The sequence below is a fragment of the Streptomyces sp. NPDC040718 genome (genome assembly GCF_055593565.1).
On the sequence record NZ_JBVIXO010000005.1, the window covers coordinates 83,616 to 102,161 of the forward strand.

Sequence of the window (18,546 nt, forward strand, 5' to 3'; positions counted from 1 at the left end):
CGCATGAGTCACAAGGGCCACAGGCGCCCCCGGTTCAAGCTCCTCGCGGCGGTCTCCGCCCTGGTGCTGGGCGGTGGCGGGGTCGCCGTCGTCGCCGGCAACGCGAGCGCCGGGCAGGACGGCCGTTCGGGACAGGTCACGGCCACCATCGACTGCCCGGACGTGGGCGACCGGCTCACCTCGGTCCCCGACCGGGCCAGGGGCGAGGTCGACGAGAACCTCGCCCAGCTGGACGTCCAGGTGGCCGACGCCTACCGTCAGCTGGCGTCCGGGCAGGTGCAGGGCAAGACGCAGAAGGACGCCCTCCTCGGCCGGCTGCGGGACCAGCGCGCGACGACCATCAGCCGGGTGTCCGACGCGATAGGCCGCTCCTCCGGTAGCCCGGAGGAGCTGGACAAGCTCAGCGGGTGCGAGATGAAGGAGGCGCCCGCGGCGCAGGACGAGGCCGCTCCCGACGCCGCCGCGGCCGCGGCTTCGGGTGGGGACGCCGCGGCCCGGAGCATCGGACAGAAGGGCGGTCCGGCCAAGAGCGACTTCGTCGACATCACCAAGGTGAAGCCGAACGTACGGACCCCCGCGCCCTCGGGGGGCGCGTCCAAGGGCTCCTTCAGCTCCGAGTGCGGCCGCAACGAGAACGGCCACTTCAACCCCGACAACGTCATCGTGGCGCCGGGCGTCTCCAACGGCGCGCACCACATGCACGACTACGTGGGCAACAAGACCACCGACGCCTTCTCCACCAACGACAGCCTCGCCGCCTCCGGGACCACCTGCGGCAACGGCGACCAGTCCACGTACTACTGGCCGGTGCTGCGGCTGCGCGACGGCCGGGCGGAGAAGGACGCCAAGGCGCCGGGCGGCGGTCAGGACGCCAACGTGGGCACGATCCTGCGGCCCAAGCAGGTGACGATCAGCTTCAAGGGCAGTCCCGTGGGCCAGGTGAAGGCGATGCCCCGGTTCCTGCGGATCATCACGGGTGACGCCAAGGCCTTCAGCAACGGCACGGCGAACGCCAACGCCTCCTGGAGCTGCACCGGCTTCGAGGACCGCCAGCTGAAGGACAAGTACCCGGTGTGCCCGAAGGGCAGCGACGTGGTGCGCACCTTCACCTTCCAGAGCTGCTGGGACGGCCGCAACACCGACAGCGCCAACCACCGCACCCATGTGGCCTTCGCGGACCGGAACGGCCGCTGCAAGAAGGGCTTCACGGCCATTCCCCAGCTGGTGCAGCGGATCACGTACGGGGTCTCGCCGGGTGCGCGCATCGCCGTGGACAGCTTCCCGGAGCAGCTGCACAAGCCGGTGACCGATCACGGTGACTTCATCAACGTCATGTCGAACGGCCTGATGGCCAGGGCCGTGAGCTGCATCAACAGCGGCCGCACCTGCCGCTGAGACGGGCCGGCAAAGGCGGTGGCCCGGAGCCGGGGGGCTCCGGGCCACCGCCCTTCGCGTGCTCGCGGGGGACGCGGCGCGCGGGTCACAGTCCGTTGACGCGGGCCATCCGTCCGACGACCAGGGGGGTGAAGTCGGCGGTGACCACCCGTCCGTTCCTGCGGCCGGTACGCGAGTTCAGGCGGCGGACCTGGGCCATCAGCCGGCGGCTGCGCAGGGCCATCTCCAGTTCGAAGCGGGTCCGCGGGTCGCGCAGTCCCGGCCCGAAGAGCTTCTCCAGCTGCCGCATCCGGTAGCGCACCGTCTGCGGGTGCACGCTCAGGGCCTTGGCCGCCTCCGGGGCGCCGCCGCCCTCCAGCCAGGCGAGCAGCGTGACCTCCAGCCGCTCGCTCTGACGGGGGGTGAGGTCGGCGAGCGGCTTGAGCCAGCGGGCGGCCAGGGCGTGGGCGAGGGGTTCGTCCTGGAGGAGCAGGAGGGTCGAGAGGTGGTCGTCGACGAAGACGGCGCGGGCGTCCGGGGCGCCCCGGTTGGGGGTCAGGGTCAGCAGGCGCAGCGCCCAGCGCAACGAGGAGGCCGTGTCGCGCGGGGCGACGGCGTGGCCGACGGCCGCGAACCTCCCGCGGAGGGGGAGTTCGAGGGCGGCGCGGGCGTCGGGGTCGGGGCTGGGGAGCAGCAGGCAGGGCCGGCCGGCGAACATGCCGGCGAGGGCGTCGTCGAGCACGGCCGCCAGCTGCTGCGTCTCGCCGGGGGTGGCCAGGGCGACGGCCCGTACCGCGGGCGGGAGGGGCCAGTGGGCCGCTTCGGCGAGTTCGGCGAGGGAGCCCTCGCACGCGGTGCGGTCGTCGGTGAGGGCCCTGAAGAGTTCCTGCCGGGCCCGGTCCGGCGGGGCGGCGGGCACCTGCCGGAGCGGGTGGCCCGCGCCGTGGCCGCCGTCGGTCCGGTCGTGCTCGCGCGCGGGTTCGCGTACGTGTTCCCGTACGGCGCCCGCCGGTTCCTCGACGCGGCCGTCGTGGCGGTCCTCGTCCGGTGCCGGGCCGGTGCGGACCGGGGGCCCGGGGGTGCCGGTGGCGTCCTCCGCGGGGTCCGCGCAGTGCGGGTCGCGGTCGCCGCCGTCCTGGTAGCCGAGGGCGGAGAGAAGGGCCTCTTCCACCCTCAGCCTGAGCAGATCGTCATCGATGGCATCGTTGTCATCGACAAGGGCGGAAAATTCCGGAATTCCATGCAGAAGCTCCTCCACTATCTCCGCGGCCAGCGCGGGGAGTTCCCTGCGCAGGACGCGGGTCCACTCTCCGCGCGGGCGGGACCAGATGCGGTTCAGAAGTTCGCACATCGTTTCCTCGTTCTTGCCGGGGTGAGGCCTGTCCGGTGCAGGGGTGACAGGCCCGCCAGGGTTGTCCGTCTCGCCAACAGCCCTGTCTGCCAAGAGAGTTGCAGCCACCGCGTCCCCTTCTGGAGGGTTCCGGCCACTTTCGGGTCCACGGATTTGCCTTGTTTTTGCCGCCGGGACCGCATGGATGGCCGACGAGGCGGTGGCCTGTCGCAACCTCCACTGGAGGGGAATCTTCCGGGGTTGTTCGATGCGCTGTAGACGCGGTGCGAGAAATTATCACGTTTCGATAAATCCTGTGGAGATGCTGCGTAGCTCCACGATGCTGCTGCACTCCGGCCCCCGAGCCCCTCGGCCGGCGCGGGAATTCGCAGCGCTGCCGGCCGTCACCGTCCCCCAACCCCCGGGTGCCGAGCGCGAGGTGGACCGCTCGGAGCCCGGGTGCTCAGGAGAACCGCATGCCCCTGCCCCAGCCGCACATACCCCGCTCCCACAGGGCACGACGCAGGAGTCGCCACGCGGCGGAGGCCGCCGCGGCTCCGGCCGCCGGGCGGCGGGCCGTCCGGCGGCCCTCACTGCTGCCCGCCGCCGGAAGACTGCGCCCCAGCGCGCTGTGCGCCGCCGGCGCCACGCTCGTCTCGCTCCTCGTGGCGGCCCGCGCGGGGGCCCTGACCCGCCTGTGGGAGTTCCTCGACTTCGGCGCGGGCGTGCTCTCGCTCGTCTGCCTGACCTCCACCGTCCTGTGGGGGCTGGTGGCCACCGACCGGGTGCTGCTCGGGTCGGGCCACCGGCTGCTGGCCCAGGGCGTGCACCGGGGCCTCGCCGTTGCGGGGCTGGGCTTCCTCGGCCTGCACATCTGGGTCAAGGTGGCAGAGAAGCAGGCGGACGCCGCCGCTGCCGCGGTGCCGTTCGCGGACACGGACCGGCCCGTCGTCATCGGCCTGGGCACCCTGGCCGGATATCTCTTCGTGGCCGTGGCGGCCTCCGGCGCCCTGCGTAGTGTGTTCGCCACCAAGAGCCGCTCCCTGTGGTGGCGGGCCCTGCACATCGGCGCGTACCCGGCGTGGGGCGCGTCGCTGCTGCACGGACTGAAGGCCGGCCGCGCCGCCGACACCTGGGTGACGGCGGCCTACGGGCTGTGCCTGGCCGGGGTCATCGCCCTGCTCGCCTTCCGCCTCAGGGCCCGCGGGCTCGGCGCCGCCTGGCAGCCGTCCGTCCCGCAGAACACCGCCGCCGGGGAGGCGCCCGCCCAACCCCCGCGCGTACGCCCGTTCTTCATCCAGGACGTGCCGCTCGCGGACCTGCTGGTGCGGCCCCGCAGGAGCCCGGCCACCGAACCTGCGGCGGGGCCGCCGAGGACCGGGCGCGCGCCCTACGCGGCCGCCGCGGCGGGCCCGGGCGCCGACCGGCGGTCCGGGCCGCGCGGCGGCGGGGAGCGGTGGTCGTGAGCGGACCCGCGCGCCCCGGCCTCGGCTGCGTGGGCACCCCCCGGCTGCTGGCCGGGCTCGACCGGGACCCGCGGCTCGACCGCGACGCCCATCAGGCGGCGCACGGCCCGCTGCCGCGCTACGCCCCGGACGAACTCGTCGACCTGGCCGCGGACATCGACCTGCGGGGCCGCGGCGGGGCCGGTTTCCCTTTCGCCCGTAAGCTGCGCGCCGTCATCGCGTCCGCCCGGGAGCGGGAGGGGCCGACGGCCGTGGTGGTCAACGGCAGTGAGGGGGAGCCCAGTTGCCTCAAGGACACCGCCCTGCTGCTGCACGCCCCGCACCTGGTGCTCGACGGTGCCCTGCTGGCCGCCGCCGCGGTCGCCGCGGAGGAGGTGATGGTGGCCGTCACCCGGGCGGACGTGGAGCGCTCGGTACGGGACGCGGTGGCGGAACGCGGCCCGGGCGGACGCCGGGTGCGCGTCTCCCGGCTCCCCGAGCGCTTCGTCACGGGCGAGGGAACGGCCCTGGTCGGCGGGCTGAACGGGGGCGCGGCACTGCCGTCCGGCCGACGGGTGCGGACCAGCGAACGGGGGCTGGGCGGGGTGCCCACGCTGCTGTCGAACACCGAGACCTACGCGCAGCTCGCCGTCGCCGCCCGGATGGGCGCCCCCGACTACCGGGCGGCCGGCCTGGCCTCCGAGCCGGGCACCGTGCTGCTGACCGTCGCCGGGCACACGGTGGTGGAGACCCCGACGGGGACCTCGCTGGCCTACATCCTCGACCTGTGCGGGACCCGTACCGGGCAGGGGGTGCTGGTCGGCGGGTACCACGGCCGCTGGCTCGATCCGGGGGCGGCCCGCTCGGCGGACGTGTCCCGGGGGTCGCTGTCCGCCTTCGGGGCGGTGCTGGGGGCGGGGGCGGTGCTGCCGCTGCCCGAGGACACCTGCCCGGCCGGCGAGGTCGCGCGGGTGACGCGCTGGATGGCGAAGGAGTCGGCCGGGCAGTGCGGGCCCTGCGTACGCGGACTGCCCGGGCTGGCCGACGTACTGGAGGACGCCGTGCGGGGCGGGGGCCGCGGCGCCCTCGACGCGGTGGAGGCGCGGCTGAGGGCCGTCCGGGGCCGGGGTGCGTGCAGCCATCCCGACGGCACCTCGCACTTCGTGGCCTCCGCGCTCGCGGCGTTCCCCGACGAGTTCCGCGACCACGCCCTCGGCAGCGGCTGCGGGCGGCGGATCGTGGGGGCGCTGCCGCTGCCCCAGGACGAGAGCCCGCCGGAGCGGCTGGTGGTGGACTGGACCCTGTGCAAGGGGCACGGGCTGTGCGTGGACGTCCTCCCCGATGTCGTACGGCTCGACGCCGACGGCTACCCGGCGGAGGCGTCCATGCCGGTGCCGGGCCACCTGCGGCCCAAGGCGCTGCGGGCCGTGCGGCGCTGCCCGGCCCTCGCGCTGCGCATCCAGGAATGAGCGGGCGCACGTGTGCGGGACGCCCCCGAGTTCATTCTTGGCGCGATCTGACAAATTCCCGTGGATATCCGCTTCGGCCGCTGTTCTCCCCGTATCAATGACCGCAGGCAAAGAGCAGGACGGCACAGAATCCCAAGGAGAGATCGTGAAGACAATGCGCCGGGAGATAATCGCCGGGTCGGCGGTCGCGGTACTGCTGCTGACGGCCGGTTGCGGTGCCGCCGAAAAACCCTCTTCGAAGGCGGACGCGGTCCAGCCGGCGGGTTCCGGGAAACAGCTCGGCGCATACGGCTCCGACGGGGGTTCGGGATACGGGGCGGGATCCGGATCGGGTTACGGCGAGGGCTCCGGAGCCAATCCGGCGGGCGGCGCGGGGCAGAGCGGGCCGGCCGGGATGCTCCAGGTGCGGGAGATGGCGAACGTGGGCTCCGGCGTCGCCGACGGCGACGGGTTCACGCTCTACCGCTTCGACAAGGACACCGCCAAGCCGCCCAAGTCCAACTGTGAGGGCGACTGCGCCAAGGCCTGGCCAGTGGTACCGGCGGACGGGGCCGCGGCGGGGGCGGGCATCGACGCGGCCCTGCTCGGTTCGGTCACCCGGGCCGACGGCAGCAAGCAGCTGACGGTCGGGGGCTGGCCGGTGTACCGCTACGCCAAGGACACCAAGGCGGGCGACGCCCTCGGCGAGGGCGTCGGCGGCACCTGGCACGTCCTGGGCCCCGACGGGAAATGGGCCGCCGCCGGAAAGGGGACGGGAATGCAGGGACACGGGACGGAGCAGGAAGGAGGAGCGAAGGAAGGGGCGAAGGATACGGCGAAGGAGCCGTCGAAGGTCGCGCTCTCGGTCCGGCAGAACGCCCAGCTCGGAAATATCGTCCAGAATTCGGAGGGATGGACCCTCTACCGGTTCGACAAGGACAGCGCCTGGCCGATGAAAATCGGCTGCGTGGATTCCTGCACGGACACCTGGAAGCCCGCCGAGCCCGTCGACAAGACGCAGGTCTCGGGAATCGACCCCAAATTGGTCGGCACGGTGAAAAGGCCCGACGGCACGGAGCAGTTGACCATCGACTGCTGGCCGGTCTACACGTTCACCGGTGACAAGGCGCCCGGCGACGTCAACGGGCAGGGCAAGCAGAACCTCTGGTGGGCCGTCACCGACAAGGGCAAGAAGGCGAAGGCGGCCGGCTGAGCCGGCCGGGACGCCCATGAGCCGTGGTGCCCGGCCCCCCTCCCCTCCCCGCCGGGCACCACACCCCTTCTCCCTCCGATCCCTTCCAGTGAGGTCCCCATGCCCCCGTCCTACCGCCGAAGCCGCCGCGCCCTCGCGGCCGGTGCCGTGCTGTGCGGCACCCTGCTGGCCGGCGGCTGCGCCGCGGATCCGCCCGCGCAGGGCGGTGCGACCGCCCACGCGGCACACGCGGCGGGGAGCCCCGCCGGGAGGAGCGCCGCGGTGGAGGAACTCGCCTCCGCCCTGGGCTGCACCGCCGAGGTGAGCACGGAGGCCGACGAACTGCGCCAGGGAGCCTGTACGACCGGGCAGGGCGCCTACCGGCTGACGACCTTCGCCGCCGAAGAGGGCCTGCGCTCCTGGCTGGCGGAGACCCGGGTGTACGGCGGGGTCTACCTGGTCGGAGACCGCTGGGTGGTCACCGCCCAGTCTCCGGAGGCCCTGACCGCGCTCCGCGAACGCCTCGGCGGCACGCTGGAGACCGGCACGGAGCACACCGGGCACTGATCCCGGCGGCGGCCCCGCTGCCGCCCCAACAGACGCGGCGCGTCGGCCAGTTGTCCGGAACCTCCCTCATTCGCGAGGTGTACGAAGCAGCACGAGAGCCGCCCTGAGGGAGGATTCGCCCCGCCGCGCGCGTCATCCAAGGTGGGCACGGAATCGCCCCTCTCCGAAAGGAACGGCTCTTCGTGCGCATGAAACGCCTCGCGCCCCTGCTCGCCACCGCCGGCCTCCTCGCGACCTCCCTCCCCCTGCTCGCCGCCACCCAGGCGGCGGCGTCCCCCGCTCCCTCGGACTACCAGCCGCAGCAGCCCTCCTGGCACCGCTGCAGCCCGGACCAGCCGGCCTCGTACGAGTGCGCCACCATCAAGGTGCCGCTCGACTACCAGCGGCCCCGCGGCAGGACCATCGACCTCGCCATATCCCGGATCAAGAGCCAGGACCCGGCCAAGCGGCACGGGATCATGCTCCTCAACCCCGGCGGACCCGGCGGCTCGGGGCTCGACCTGCCGCTCATGATGGACGAGGCCATGCCGAAGGAGGTCAGGGAGCGGTACGACCTGATCGGCTTCGACCCGCGGGGCGTCGGGGCCAGCAGCCCGATCAGCTGCGGGCTGAACGAGGCGGAGCAGAACTTCGACCGCCCCTACCGCCCCGAGACCTTCCCCTCCGACGTCGCCTGGGCGCGCACCGTCGCGGACAAGTGCCGGGAGAAGGCCGGTTCGGTCCTCCCGTACATCACCACCCGCAACACCGCCCGCGACATGGACGCGATCCGCGCCGCCCTGGGCGAGCGCAAGATCTCCTACGTGGGCTACTCGTACGGGACGTACCTCGGCGCGGTCTACACGCAGATGTTCCCGTCCCGTACCGACCGCTTCGTGCTGGACAGCGGGGTCGACCCGCAGCTGCTCTGGCGCGGGATGATCCAGGTGTGGGCCACGGAGGCCGAGCCGGCCTTCGCCCGGTGGGCGCGGTGGACGGCGGAGCGCGACGGCGAGTACCGGCTCGGCGCGACGCCGGAGGCGGTGTCGGCGGCGTTCTGGGGGCTGGTGGCCCGGGCCGACCGCGAGCCGATCGAGTTCCAGGGCATGAAGCTGACGGGCGATGACATCCGGACCGCGCGCGCCCTGTTCTTCTACCCGCAACAGGCCGCGCCGCTCGTCGCCGCGCTGAAGGCGGCCGCCGAGGGCGCCCCGCAGCCCGCCGGCCCGGCCGTGCCGGACCTGAAGAAGCTGCTCCGCGCGTCGGCGCCGGCGTCCGACAACGGCACGGCCGTCTTCTGGTCCGTGCTGTGCGGGGACACCGGCGCCTGGCCGCGGGATCCCGGCCAGTACGCGCGGGACGCGGCCCGGGACAAGGCCCGCTACCCGCTGTACGGGGACTTCGCCTCCAACATCAAGCCCTGTGCCTTCTGGCAGCGGCCCGCCGAGGCGGCCACCCCGATGAAGACCCGGGCGAACGTGCTGACCGTGCAGAACGAGTGGGATTCCCAGACCCCGCTCGTGAGCGGGCAGGGGCTGCACCGGGCCCTGAAGGGTTCGCGGATGGTGCTCGCGATGGGCGGGGAGGGCCACGGCGTGTACCTGGCCGACCCCAACTCCTGCGCCAACGCCCCGGTCAACTCCTACCTGGCGACGGGCCGGCTGCCCGCCCGGGACGTGACCTGCCGGGCGGCTCCGGCTCCGGCCCAGCGGCAGGACGTGCTGCCGGCGCCGAAGCCGCTGCCGTTCCCGGCCGGCCCGCTGCGGTTCTGACGCCGCCGGGTCAGCCGAGCAGGGCGTAGACCGTGGAGGCCTTCGCCGCCGGATCCGCGGCCCCTTCGGGGGTCATGGTGACGTCGGCGAAGGCCATGCGCCTGCCCAGCTTGGTGACGCGTACGTCGATCAGCACGTCGGCGCCGGTCACCGGACGCTGGAAGCTCGTGGACTGCTGCACGGTGGTCATCGGGCCGTACGCGCCGCGCGCGGCGGAGATCGCGATGACGGTCGCGGTGTCGGCGGCGGCCATCAGGGCCTGCCCCGACAGGCCGCCGCCGTCACGGGCCAGGGTGTCCGACCAGGGCAGCCGCAGGACGGCGTGCCGCTCGCCGGTCTCCTCGACGGTGAGGCCGAGGGCCAGCACCCAGGGGGCGAAGTTGTCGGTGAGGATCTTGTCCGCGTCTGCCGGTGTCAACGTCACCCGGTGATTGTGGCGGCCCCGAACGGGCCGCCACAAGCCACAACCCCTACAGGGAGGCCGCCAGTTCGGTGCCCTGGCGGATGGCGCGCTTGGCGTCGAGTTCGGCGGCCACGTCGGCGCCGCCGATCAGGTGCGCCTCGACGCCCTCGGCGCGCAGCGCCTCGTACAGGTCGCGGCGGGGCTCCTGGCCGGTGCACAGGACGACCGTGTCGGCGGGCACGAGGTGCGGTTCGCCGCCGAGGGTGATGTGCAGGCCCTCGTCGTCGATCCGCTCGTACGTGGCACCGGCGACGGAGACGACCCCGCGGTGCTTGAGCTCCGCGCGGTGGATCCAGCCGGTGGTGGTGCCGAGGCCGGCGCCGACCTTGGTGGTCTTGCGCTGGAGCAGGGTCACCTGGCGGGGGGCGGCGGGCCGCTCGGGGGCGGTGAGGCCGCCCGGGCCGGCGTACGCGGTGTCGACGCCCCAGTGGCGGAAGTAGACCTCGGGGTCCTGGGCGGCGCCCTCGCCGCTGTCGGTGAGGTACTCGGCGACGTCGAAGCCGATGCCGCCGGCGCCGAGGACGGCCACGCGCTGCCCGACGGGGGCGCCGTCGCGCAGTACGTCGAGGTAGCTGACGACGTTGTCCCGGTCCACGCCCTCGATGGCGGGGGTGCGGGGGGTGACACCGGTGGCGACGACGACCTCGTCGTAGCCGCGCAGGGTGTCCACGTCGGCGCGGGTGCCGAGGCGGACGTCGATGTCGCGGGCGGTGAGCTGGGTGCCGAAGTAGCGGATGGTCTCCTCGAACTCCTCCTTGCCCGGGATGCGGCGGGCGACGTCGAGCTGGCCGCCGATGTGGCCGGAGGCCTCGAAGAGGGTGACGGCGTGGCCGCGTTCGGCGGCGGTGACCGCGCAGGCGAGGCCGGCCGGGCCGGCTCCGACCACGGCGACGCGCTTCTTCGTCCGGGTGGGCGAGAGCACGAGCTCGGTCTCGTGGCAGGCGCGCGGGTTGACCAGGCAGCTGGTGATCTTGCCGCTGAAGGTGTGGTCGAGGCAGGCCTGGTTGCAGCCGATGCAGGTGTTGATGGTCTCGGAGCGCCCGGCGGCGGCCTTGGCGACGAAGTCGGCGTCGGCGAGGAAGGGCCGGGCGAGGGAGACCAGGTCGGCGCGCCCGTCGGCGAGGATCTCCTCGGCCTTCTCGGGGGTGTTGATGCGGTTGCTGGTGACGAGCGGCACGCTCACCGCGCCCATCAGCCGCTTGGTGACCCAGGTGTAGGCGCCGCGCGGGACCGAGGTGGCGATGGTGGGGATGCGGGCCTCGTGCCAGCCGATGCCGGTGTTGATGATGGTGGCGCCGGCCGCCTCGATCTCCTTGGCGAGGTGGACGACCTCGTCGAGGGTGGAGCCGCCGGGGATCAGGTCCAGCATCGAGAGCCGGTAGATCAGGATGAAGTCTTCGCCGACGGCCGCGCGGGTGCGCCGGACGATCTCCAGCGGGAAGCGCACGCGGTTCTCGTAGGCGCCGCCCCAGCGGTCGGTGCGCTTGTTGGTGGCGGCGGCGATGAACTCGTTGACCAGGTAGCCCTCGGAGCCCATGATCTCGACGCCGTCGTATCCGGCGAGCTTGGCGAGGCGGGCGGCGCGGACGAAGTCCTCGACGGTGCCCTCGACCTCGGCGTCGGTGAGCTCGTTCGGGACGAACGGGCTGATGGGCGCCTGGATCGCGCTGGGGGCGACGAGGTCCTTGTGGTAGGCGTAGCGGCCGAAGTGGAGGATCTGCATCGCGATCTTCCCGCCCTCGGCGTGCACCGCGTCGGTGATCACCCGGTGCTCGGCGGCCTCCTCCTCGGTGGTGAGGCGGGAGCCGCCCTCGAAGGGGCGTCCGGCGTCGTTGGGCGATATGCCGCCGGTGACGATCAGGCCGGCGCCGCCGCGGGCGCGCTCGGCGTAGAAGGCGGCCAGGCGCTCGAAGCCGTGCGCGTGCTCTTCGAGGCCGGTGTGCATCGACCCCATGATCACGCGGTTCGGCAACGTGGTGAAGCCGAGGTCCAGGGGGCTCAGCAGGTGCGGGTACCGGCTCTGGGAACTCATGAGGGGGCGCCTCCTCGCGCGGGGGTGATGAACCTGTTCTAGCGAGGAGGGCCGGGTTTTGCAACTAAGTGCATAACCGGCTGGGCGCCCCCGGGACCGGGAATCCCGGGACCTGGGGCGCGTACCGCCCGGGGTGTGGCGCAGTTCACGCCCCGGCTCCGGCCGGGGCCCGTCAGTGGATGACCCTGAAGCTGCGCCAGGGCAGGCTGTGCGGGGCGGTCACGTTCGAGAGCTTCGTGGCCACGTAGACGCCCTCGGCGCCCTCGGCCCCTTCGGCCTCGGCCTTGCCGCAGTTCTCCGTCCGGTACAGGACGATGTCCACGAGGGTGTTGTTCTCGACGTGGGTGGCCCCCTCCGGAATGCGGATCTTGTGGCAGCCCTTGACCGGGGTGTTGGAGTAGCTCAGCTCGGCCGGTGAGTCGTGGCCGCGGAACGTGAGCATGCCCACGGTGCTCCGGCCCAGGCCGGAGCAGGCGGAGGCGGTCAGCAGCAGTGCCGCGACCCCCACGATGGTGCTGGTCCGTCGGCTGTGGGACATGGGGCGGTCCTCGTCTGTGCGGTGGTGGCGGTCCTCCCCACAGCCTTGCCCGGCGGAGCCCCGGCGGCCTGCGCTGCTCGGCCGACCGGATGAACGCGGCGGAGCCGGGCCGGCCGCCGGCCCGGCTCCAGGGGCGGACTCACCCGCGCCGGAGGCGGACCGTGACGATCTGGAACGGGCGCAGGGTGAGGGCGACCGCGCCGTCCGGGGCGGGGGCGCCGACCGCCGAGCCCGGCAGCGGCCGCTCCAGGAGGTCGCTCTCCACCGCCTCCGCGACCGCGAACCCGGGCCTCAGGACGGCCTTCGCCCGGCCGCCCCGGGACTCGTACAGCCGCACGACCACGTCCCCGGAGCGGTCCTCGGCGAGCTTGACCGCCTCCACCACCACGGCGTCGTGGTCGACGGCCAGCAGCGGGGCCACCGGCCCCGCGCCCCGCAGGACCCGCTCGGGCAGGTTGAACGCGTGCCCCTCGCGCACCGCGTCCGCGATCCCGGCGCCGGGCGCGAGGGAGAAGCGCAGGGTGTGCCGCCCCTGGTCGGTCTCCGGGTCCGGGTAGCGGGGGGCCCTCAGCAGGGAGAGGCGGACGGTGGTGGTCTGGCCCCCGTCCGCCCGGACGTGGCGGGTGACGTCGTGTCCGTACGTGGAGTCGTTGAGCAGCGCCACGCCCCAGCCGGGTTCCTCCGCGTGGATCCAGCGGTGGGCACAGATCTCGAACTTGGCCGCCTCCCAGGAGGTGTTGGTGTGGGTGGCCCGGTACACGTGCCCGAACTGCGTCTCGGAGGCGGTCCGTTCGGCCTTGACGTCGAGCGGGAAGGCGGCCTTGAGGAACTTCTCCGTCTCGTGCCAGTCCACCTCCGTGGCGATGTCCACCGTCTTGGCGCCGGCCCGCAGGGTGACGGCCTGGGCGACGGCCGAGGAGCCGAAGGACCGGGTCACCGTGACGGTGCAGGCGTCCGGCCCCCGCCCGGTGACCTCCAGGGAGTCGAGGGCGGTGAGGTCGGTGACCCTGTTGCGGTAGAAGGCGTCGACGTCCCAGGCGTCCCACATGTTCGGGAAGTCGGGGTGGATCTGGAGCAGGTTCGCGGCACCGCCCGGGGCGAGCGCCTCGCGGCCCTCCTCCAGGTCGTACGCGGAGACGATCAGGCCCCGCCCGTCGATCTCCACCAGCAGCCGTCCGTTGGCCAGGACGTGCCCGCCGCCGTGCCGTTCCTCCACCGTGACCGGCTGCTCGGCCGCCGGCGCCCGTCCCGCGCCGCCGGCCGGGATCCCGCGCCGCTCGTGCGGGGCGCAGTTGAAGACCAGCGCCTCCTCGCCCGCGCCCGCGAGGGCGGTCTGCGCCGCGCGGGTGATCGCGGTCAGCTCCTCGCGCACCTTCTCGTAGGTGGCGCGGGCCTCGCGGTGCACCCAGGCGATGGAGGAGCCGGGCAGGATGTCGTGGAACTGGTGCAGCAGGACGGTCTTCCAGATGCGCTCCAGGTCCTCGTACGGGTAGCCGAAGCCCGGTACGCGGACGGCGGCCGTGGCCGCCCACAGCTCGGCCTCGCGCAGCAGCGACTCGCTGCGCCGGTTGCCCTGCTTGGTCCGGGCCTGGGAGGTGTAGGTGCCGCGGTGGAGCTCCAGGTAGAGCTCGCCGGCCCAGACGGGGGCGTCCTCGTACTCGGCGCGGGCCTTCTCGAAGAAGGCGTCGGGGCGCTCGATCTCCACGCGCGGGGAGCCTTCGAGGTCCCGCTGGCGCCTGGCCCGGGCCAGCATCTCGCGGGTGGGGCCTCCTCCGCCGTCGCCCCAGCCGAAGGGCACCAGGGAACGCGAACCCCGGCCCTTCTCACGGTAGTTGCGGGCGGCATGGGCCAGCTGGGCGCCGCCGAGGTCGCTGTTGTAGGTGTCGACGGGCGGGAAGTGCGTGAAGACGCGGGTGCCGTCGATGCCCTCCCACCAGAAGGTGTGGTGCGGGAACCGGTTCACCTGGGACCAGCAGATCTTCTGGGTCAGGAACCACTGCGCGCCGGAGAGTTTGACGAGCTGCGGCATCGCCGCGGTGTAGCCGAAGGAGTCGGGCAGCCAGACGTTGCGGGTCTCGATGCCGAACTCGTCGAGGAAGAACTTCTTGCCGTACAGGAACTGACGGGCCATGGCCTCGCCGCCGACCATGTTGGTGTCGGACTCCACCCACATGCCGCCGACGGGTACGAACTGGCCGTCGGCGATCTTCTTCTTGACCCGCTCGAAGAGTTCGGGCCGGTGGGTCTTGACCCAGTCGAGCTGCTGGGCCTGCGACATGGCGAAGACGAACTCGGGGTGCTCGTCCATCAGGGCGACCATGTTGGAAGTGGTGCGCGACACCTTGCGGACGGTCTCGCGCAGCGGCCAGAGCCAGGCCGAGTCGATGTGGGAGTGGCCGACCGCGCTGATCCGGTGCGCGGAGGCGTTCGCCGGGGCGGCCAGCACCCCGGCGAGGCGTGCGCGGGCGGCGGCGGCCGTCCCGGCGACGTCGCCGAGGTCGACCTCGTCGAGGGCGGAGTCGACGGCGCGCAGGATCTCGTAGCGCCGTGCGTCGTCCGCGCCGAGCTGGGGCATCAGTTCGGCGAGGACGTCGAGGTCCTGTACGAGTTCCCAGACCTCGGCCTCGAAGACGGTGAGGTCCATCCGGGCCAGCCGGTAGAGCGGCCGGTCCCCGCTGGTCAGCCGGTCGCCCTCGTGGGTGGGGGCGTGCTCGACCAGTACGGGGTTGGAGGCGGCCTCGACGTACCACTCGACCCGCTCGCCGCCCGCCGCGGCGTCGGCCACCCGCACCCAGTCGTTGTACGGGTTCAGGGCCTTGACCTCGCTGCCGTCGGCCCGGTGGACCAGTCCCTCGCACTGGAAGCCGGGCATCATCCGGTCGAAGCCGAGGTCGAGGACGGCCTCGACGGTACGGCCGGCCCAGTCGGCGGGCACTTCGCCGGTGACCCTGAACCAGGTGGTGCCCCAGGCCGGCCCCCAGGCGTCGCCGGCCGCGCAGGGCCCGTACGGGGCGGCCAGAGCCTCGGCGACCGGGACCGGTTCGCCGGGGGCCTCCCAGCGCTCGACGGTGAGGGGGACCGGGCGGGAGTGGACGGCGGGCCGGATGCGCTCCCTGAGGACCCGGCGGAGGCGGTGTTCGGTGATGCTGCGGTCGTCGTGCACGAGGCGGCTCCAGGAGGACGGCGGACGGACGGAAGCGGGGGACGGGGTGGTCAGGTCTTGACGGCCCCCTCGCCCACTCCCTTGAAGAAGAAACGCTGGAGGAGGAGGAAGAGCAGCACCATCGGGACGAGGGCGGTCATCGCGCCCGCCGCGACGATCCGCTGGTCGCTGGTCGTGGTGGCCCCGGCGAGGGTCTTCAGGCCGAGCTGGAGGGTGTAGTGGTCGCTGTCGGTCAGGACCAGCAGCGGCCACAGGAAGTCGTCCCAGGCGCCCATGAAGCTGGTGATGCAGACCACGGCCAGGGCTCCCCGGGCACCCGGGAGGAACACCCGGGTGAACCGGGCCCACTCCCCCGCACCGTCCAGGACGGCGGCCTCCTCGATCTCCCGGGGGACGGCGAGGAACGCCGCCCGCATGATCATGATGTTGAGCACGGACACCGCGCCGGGCAGCCACACCCCGACGAGGGTGTCGACCAGGCCCATCTCGCGGACCGTGAGGAACATCGAGATCATCACGGACTCGAAGGGGAACATCAGGGTCGCCACGAGGACCGTGAAGACGGCCTTGCGGCCCTTCCAGCCGGCCCGGGAGAGGGCGTAGCCGCCCATCGCCGCGAACAGCGTGTTGGAGGCCACCGCGAGCAGCGCCACCACCAGGGTGTTGCCCACGTACTGGGCGAGCGGGAAGGACTCGGCGACGCGCAGGTAGTTGTCGAGGGTGGGGTGCGAGGGCAGCAGCCCGTCGTACACGTTCTCGGTGCGGCCGCGGACCGAGGTCAGGAACTGCCAGACGATCGGCCCGAGCATCAGCACGAGCGTGAGCACGAGGACGGCGTACCGGACGGCCAGGCCGCTCCGGCGGCGCCCGCGACGGGTCCCGGCGGCGCTCAACCCTCGTCCCCCTTCGACAGGCGGCGGCCCAGCAGGCTGAAGACCAGGGTCAGCAGGAACAGCAGCAGGGAGACGGCGCAGGCGTAGCCGGTCTCCCCTGCGAAGCCGAGGCCGACCTGCCGGATGAGGAAGGGCAGGGTGCGGGCGCCGCCGCCGGGGCCTCCGCTCTCGCCGCCGAGGATGTAGATCTCGGTGAAGACGCGCAGCGCGGAGATCGCGGAGAGGGTGCCGACGAGCAGCATCATCGGCTTCACCTGGGGGATCGTGATGCTGAAGAAGCGGCGGACGGGGCCGGCGCCGTCGAGGGCGGCCGCCTCGTGGAGGGAGGCGGGGACGTTCCCGAGGGCGGCCAGGTAGAAGACCATGTAGTAGCCGAGGCCCTTCCACACGGTCACGAGCATGGCGGAGAACAGCAGCATGGTGCTGTCGGTGAGGAAGGGGACCGGCTCGGAGATGACGCCGAGCGCCTCGAAGACGGTGTTGACGAGTCCGTCGCTGCGCAGCACCCACTGCCAGATCAGGCCGACGACGACGGCCGAGGCGATCACCGGGGTGTAGAAGGCGGAGCGGAAGAGGCCGATGCCGGGGACCTTCGCCTGGACGAGGACGGCGAGGGCCAGCGGCAGCAGGACCAGGCAGGGGACGACGACGGCCAGGTAGAGCACGCTGTTGCCGGTGGCGGTCCAGAAGTCGGGGTCGGCGAGGGCCCGGGTGTAGTTGCCGAAGCCCACGAAGGAGCCGCCGCTCAGGATCCGGGCGTCGGTGAAGGACAGCACGACGGTGTTGAGGAACGGCCAGACGCTGAACAGGGCCACCATCACCAGGCCGGGCCCGAGGAAGAGGTAGGGGGCCCACCACTTGCGGTGGACGAGGCCCGGGTCGGCCCCCGTGTCCCGTGCCGCCCGGCGCCGGCGTCTCCCGTCGGGCCGGTCCCGCACCGGAGCGGGAGCCGCCGGGGCGGGAGCGGTCACTTGCGCGTCCCGGCGGCCAGCAGCCGGTTGGCCTCCTCCTGGGCCTTGCGCACCGCCGTCCGGGCGTCCTGCTCGCCCTGGATGGCCCGCTGCACCTCCCGCACCACCGCGTCGCCGACCTGGTTGGTCCACTGGACGGGGGTGTTGGCGTCGAGGTCCGCCGTCTTCAGCTGCTCCGCGCCGACGGCCCGGGCCAGGGTCTCGGCGTCCTTGCCGTCGCCCCGGTCGGCGAAGCGCGGGTCGGCCAGGCCCTTGGCGTTGGAGGGGTAGATGGTGGCGTTCTTCGAGAACTCCACCTGGTTGGGTCCGTTGGTGACCCACTTGGCGAACTCGGCTGCCGCATCGGGGTGCTTGGTGTCCTTGCGGATGCCGAGGGACTGGGCGTAGATCCCTATGTGGCCGAGCGTGCCGGTGACGGCGCCCGCGACTGCCGTGCGCGCGTAGACCTGCGGGGCGTTCTGCTTGACGTCCCGGACGAAGCCCGGGGAGCCGGGGCCGAAGACGAGTTTGCCGGCGCCGTAGAGCTGGTTGATGTCGTCGGCCTTCAGGAGGGACTCCTTGGGCATGGCTCCCTTGGCGTAGAGGTCCTTCATCCGCTCGACCCAGGCGACGGCCCGGTCCGTGTCGAAGGTGAAGCGGTCCCGCGCGTCGTTCAGCAGGGGGACGCCCATCTTCTGCCAGTCGCCGGGCAGCCGGCCCTTGGGGTCGGCCATGAAGGCGGTGTACCGGCCGCCGGAGCGGGCGGCGATCTGTTCCGCGTAGTCGAAGAACTGCTCGACGGTGGTGGGCGGTTGGGCCGGATCCAGGCCGGCCGCAGCGAAGAGGTCCTTGTTGTAGGTGAGGATCTCGGGGGTGACGTACCAGGGGTAGGCGTACACGCCGTCGCCCTTGCCGGGCAGTTTGAACTGTTCCCAGGCACCCGGGACGTACTCCGCGGCGACCGCCCCGTCGAGGCGGGCCACGTCGGCGAGCATGCCGCGGTCCCCGAGGAGCTGGAAGGAGTCGGTGGAGAGGTTGACCACGTCGGGCAGGGCTCCGGCCTGGGCGTCGGCGACGAGCTTCTCGTTGTAGCCGTCGCCGGGGACGTCCTCCCACTTCACCTTCACCTTGGGGTGCTCGGCCTCGAAGGAGTCGATGACGCCCTGGACGTACGCGGTGAACTTGGGTTTGAGCTGGAGGGTGCGGAAGGTGATCTCGCCGGACACCTCGCCGGTTCTGCGGGCCTCGTCGGCGCCGGCGCCGCCTCCGCCCAGGCCGCATCCGGACACGGTCAGGAGGCCGGCTGCCACCAGCGTGGCGACGGCCGTGCGGGTCAGGGGGGAACGAGTCATCGTCGCCGCCTTCGGGGGAGGTTCCGGCTTCGCTGCCGGAGGGCGGTG

14 protein-coding genes are annotated in these 18,546 nt (G+C 72.9%); 6 read left to right on the forward strand and 8 right to left on the reverse strand.

From position 1 onward, the window contains the following. Positions 1–3 precede the first annotated feature (3 nt). The gene (locus tag ACZ597_RS14515) at positions 4–1,395 is read left to right on the forward strand and encodes a DUF1996 domain-containing protein (protein WP_471329010.1); all 1,392 of its coding nucleotides are present in this window, start codon (positions 4–6) and stop codon (positions 1,393–1,395) included. A gap of 85 nt (positions 1,396–1,480) precedes the next feature. Here the strand turns inward: ACZ597_RS14515 and ACZ597_RS14520 are convergent, their stop codons facing one another. Continuing rightward, on the reverse strand, positions 1,481–2,725 hold the full coding sequence (locus tag ACZ597_RS14520; protein WP_471329012.1) for a PucR family transcriptional regulator: 1,245 nt from the start codon (positions 2,723–2,725) through the stop codon (positions 1,481–1,483). Between the two features lie 455 nt (positions 2,726–3,180). Here ACZ597_RS14520 and ACZ597_RS14525 point away from each other — a divergent pair, with 455 nt between their 5' ends. The 5 genes from ACZ597_RS14525 to ACZ597_RS14545 all read left to right on the forward strand — a co-directional run bounded on the left by ACZ597_RS14525 (position 3,181) and on the right by ACZ597_RS14545 (position 9,107). Then, complete coding sequence (locus ACZ597_RS14525) at positions 3,181–4,170, forward strand: hypothetical protein (protein WP_471329014.1); 990 nt, start codon at positions 3,181–3,183, stop codon at positions 4,168–4,170. Then, positions 4,167–5,618, forward strand: a complete 1,452-nt coding sequence (locus ACZ597_RS14530; RefSeq protein ID WP_471329016.1) for an NADH-ubiquinone oxidoreductase-F iron-sulfur binding region domain-containing protein — start codon at positions 4,167–4,169, stop codon at positions 5,616–5,618. Before ACZ597_RS14525 ends, ACZ597_RS14530 begins: the two co-directional genes overlap by 4 nt. 154 nt (positions 5,619–5,772) lie before the next feature. Next, the gene (locus ACZ597_RS14535; RefSeq protein WP_471330083.1) at positions 5,773–6,810 is read left to right on the forward strand and encodes an SCO0930 family lipoprotein; all 1,038 of its coding nucleotides are present in this window, start codon (positions 5,773–5,775) and stop codon (positions 6,808–6,810) included. A 99-nt stretch (positions 6,811–6,909) separates the two neighbouring features. Then, positions 6,910–7,356: a hypothetical protein gene (locus ACZ597_RS14540; RefSeq protein ID WP_471329017.1), complete on the forward strand. Its 447-nt coding sequence runs from the start codon at positions 6,910–6,912 to the stop codon at positions 7,354–7,356. 182 nt (positions 7,357–7,538) lie between these two features. Continuing rightward, positions 7,539–9,107 carry an alpha/beta hydrolase gene (locus ACZ597_RS14545; RefSeq protein ID WP_471329019.1) on the forward strand — a complete coding sequence of 523 codons (1,569 nt, stop codon included), beginning with the start codon at positions 7,539–7,541 and terminating at the stop codon, positions 9,105–9,107. 10 nt (positions 9,108–9,117) lie between these two features. Here the strand turns inward: ACZ597_RS14545 and ACZ597_RS14550 are convergent, their stop codons facing one another. The 7 genes from ACZ597_RS14550 to ACZ597_RS14580 form a co-directional block, all read right to left on the reverse strand. Beyond that, a complete protein-coding gene (locus ACZ597_RS14550) occupies positions 9,118–9,531 on the reverse strand; it encodes a PaaI family thioesterase (protein WP_471329021.1) in 414 nt (137 codons plus the stop codon). A 46-nt stretch (positions 9,532–9,577) separates the two neighbouring features. Next, a complete protein-coding gene (locus ACZ597_RS14555) occupies positions 9,578–11,602 on the reverse strand; it encodes an NADPH-dependent 2,4-dienoyl-CoA reductase (RefSeq protein WP_471329023.1) in 2,025 nt (674 codons plus the stop codon). Positions 11,603–11,774: 172 nt separating this feature from the next. After that, entirely contained in the window at positions 11,775–12,140 is a 366-nt protein-coding gene (locus ACZ597_RS14560) for a hypothetical protein (RefSeq protein ID WP_471329025.1), read from the reverse strand. Between the two features lie 139 nt (positions 12,141–12,279). Next, positions 12,280–15,303: an alpha-mannosidase gene (locus tag ACZ597_RS14565; RefSeq protein WP_471329027.1), complete on the reverse strand. Its 3,024-nt coding sequence runs from the start codon at positions 15,301–15,303 to the stop codon at positions 12,280–12,282. A 50-nt stretch (positions 15,304–15,353) separates the two neighbouring features. Continuing rightward, positions 15,354–16,196: a carbohydrate ABC transporter permease gene (locus ACZ597_RS14570; RefSeq protein ID WP_471329029.1), complete on the reverse strand. Its 843-nt coding sequence runs from the start codon at positions 16,194–16,196 to the stop codon at positions 15,354–15,356. Then, a complete protein-coding gene (locus tag ACZ597_RS14575; protein ID WP_471330085.1) occupies positions 16,193–17,014 on the reverse strand; it encodes a carbohydrate ABC transporter permease in 822 nt (273 codons plus the stop codon). The genes ACZ597_RS14570 and ACZ597_RS14575 overlap by 4 nt, the downstream gene beginning before the upstream one ends. Before the next feature lie 149 nt (positions 17,015–17,163). After that, positions 17,164–18,498 carry an ABC transporter substrate-binding protein gene (locus ACZ597_RS14580; protein ID WP_471329031.1) on the reverse strand — a complete coding sequence of 445 codons (1,335 nt, stop codon included), beginning with the start codon at positions 18,496–18,498 and terminating at the stop codon, positions 17,164–17,166. Between the last annotated feature and the right edge of the window lie 48 nt (positions 18,499–18,546).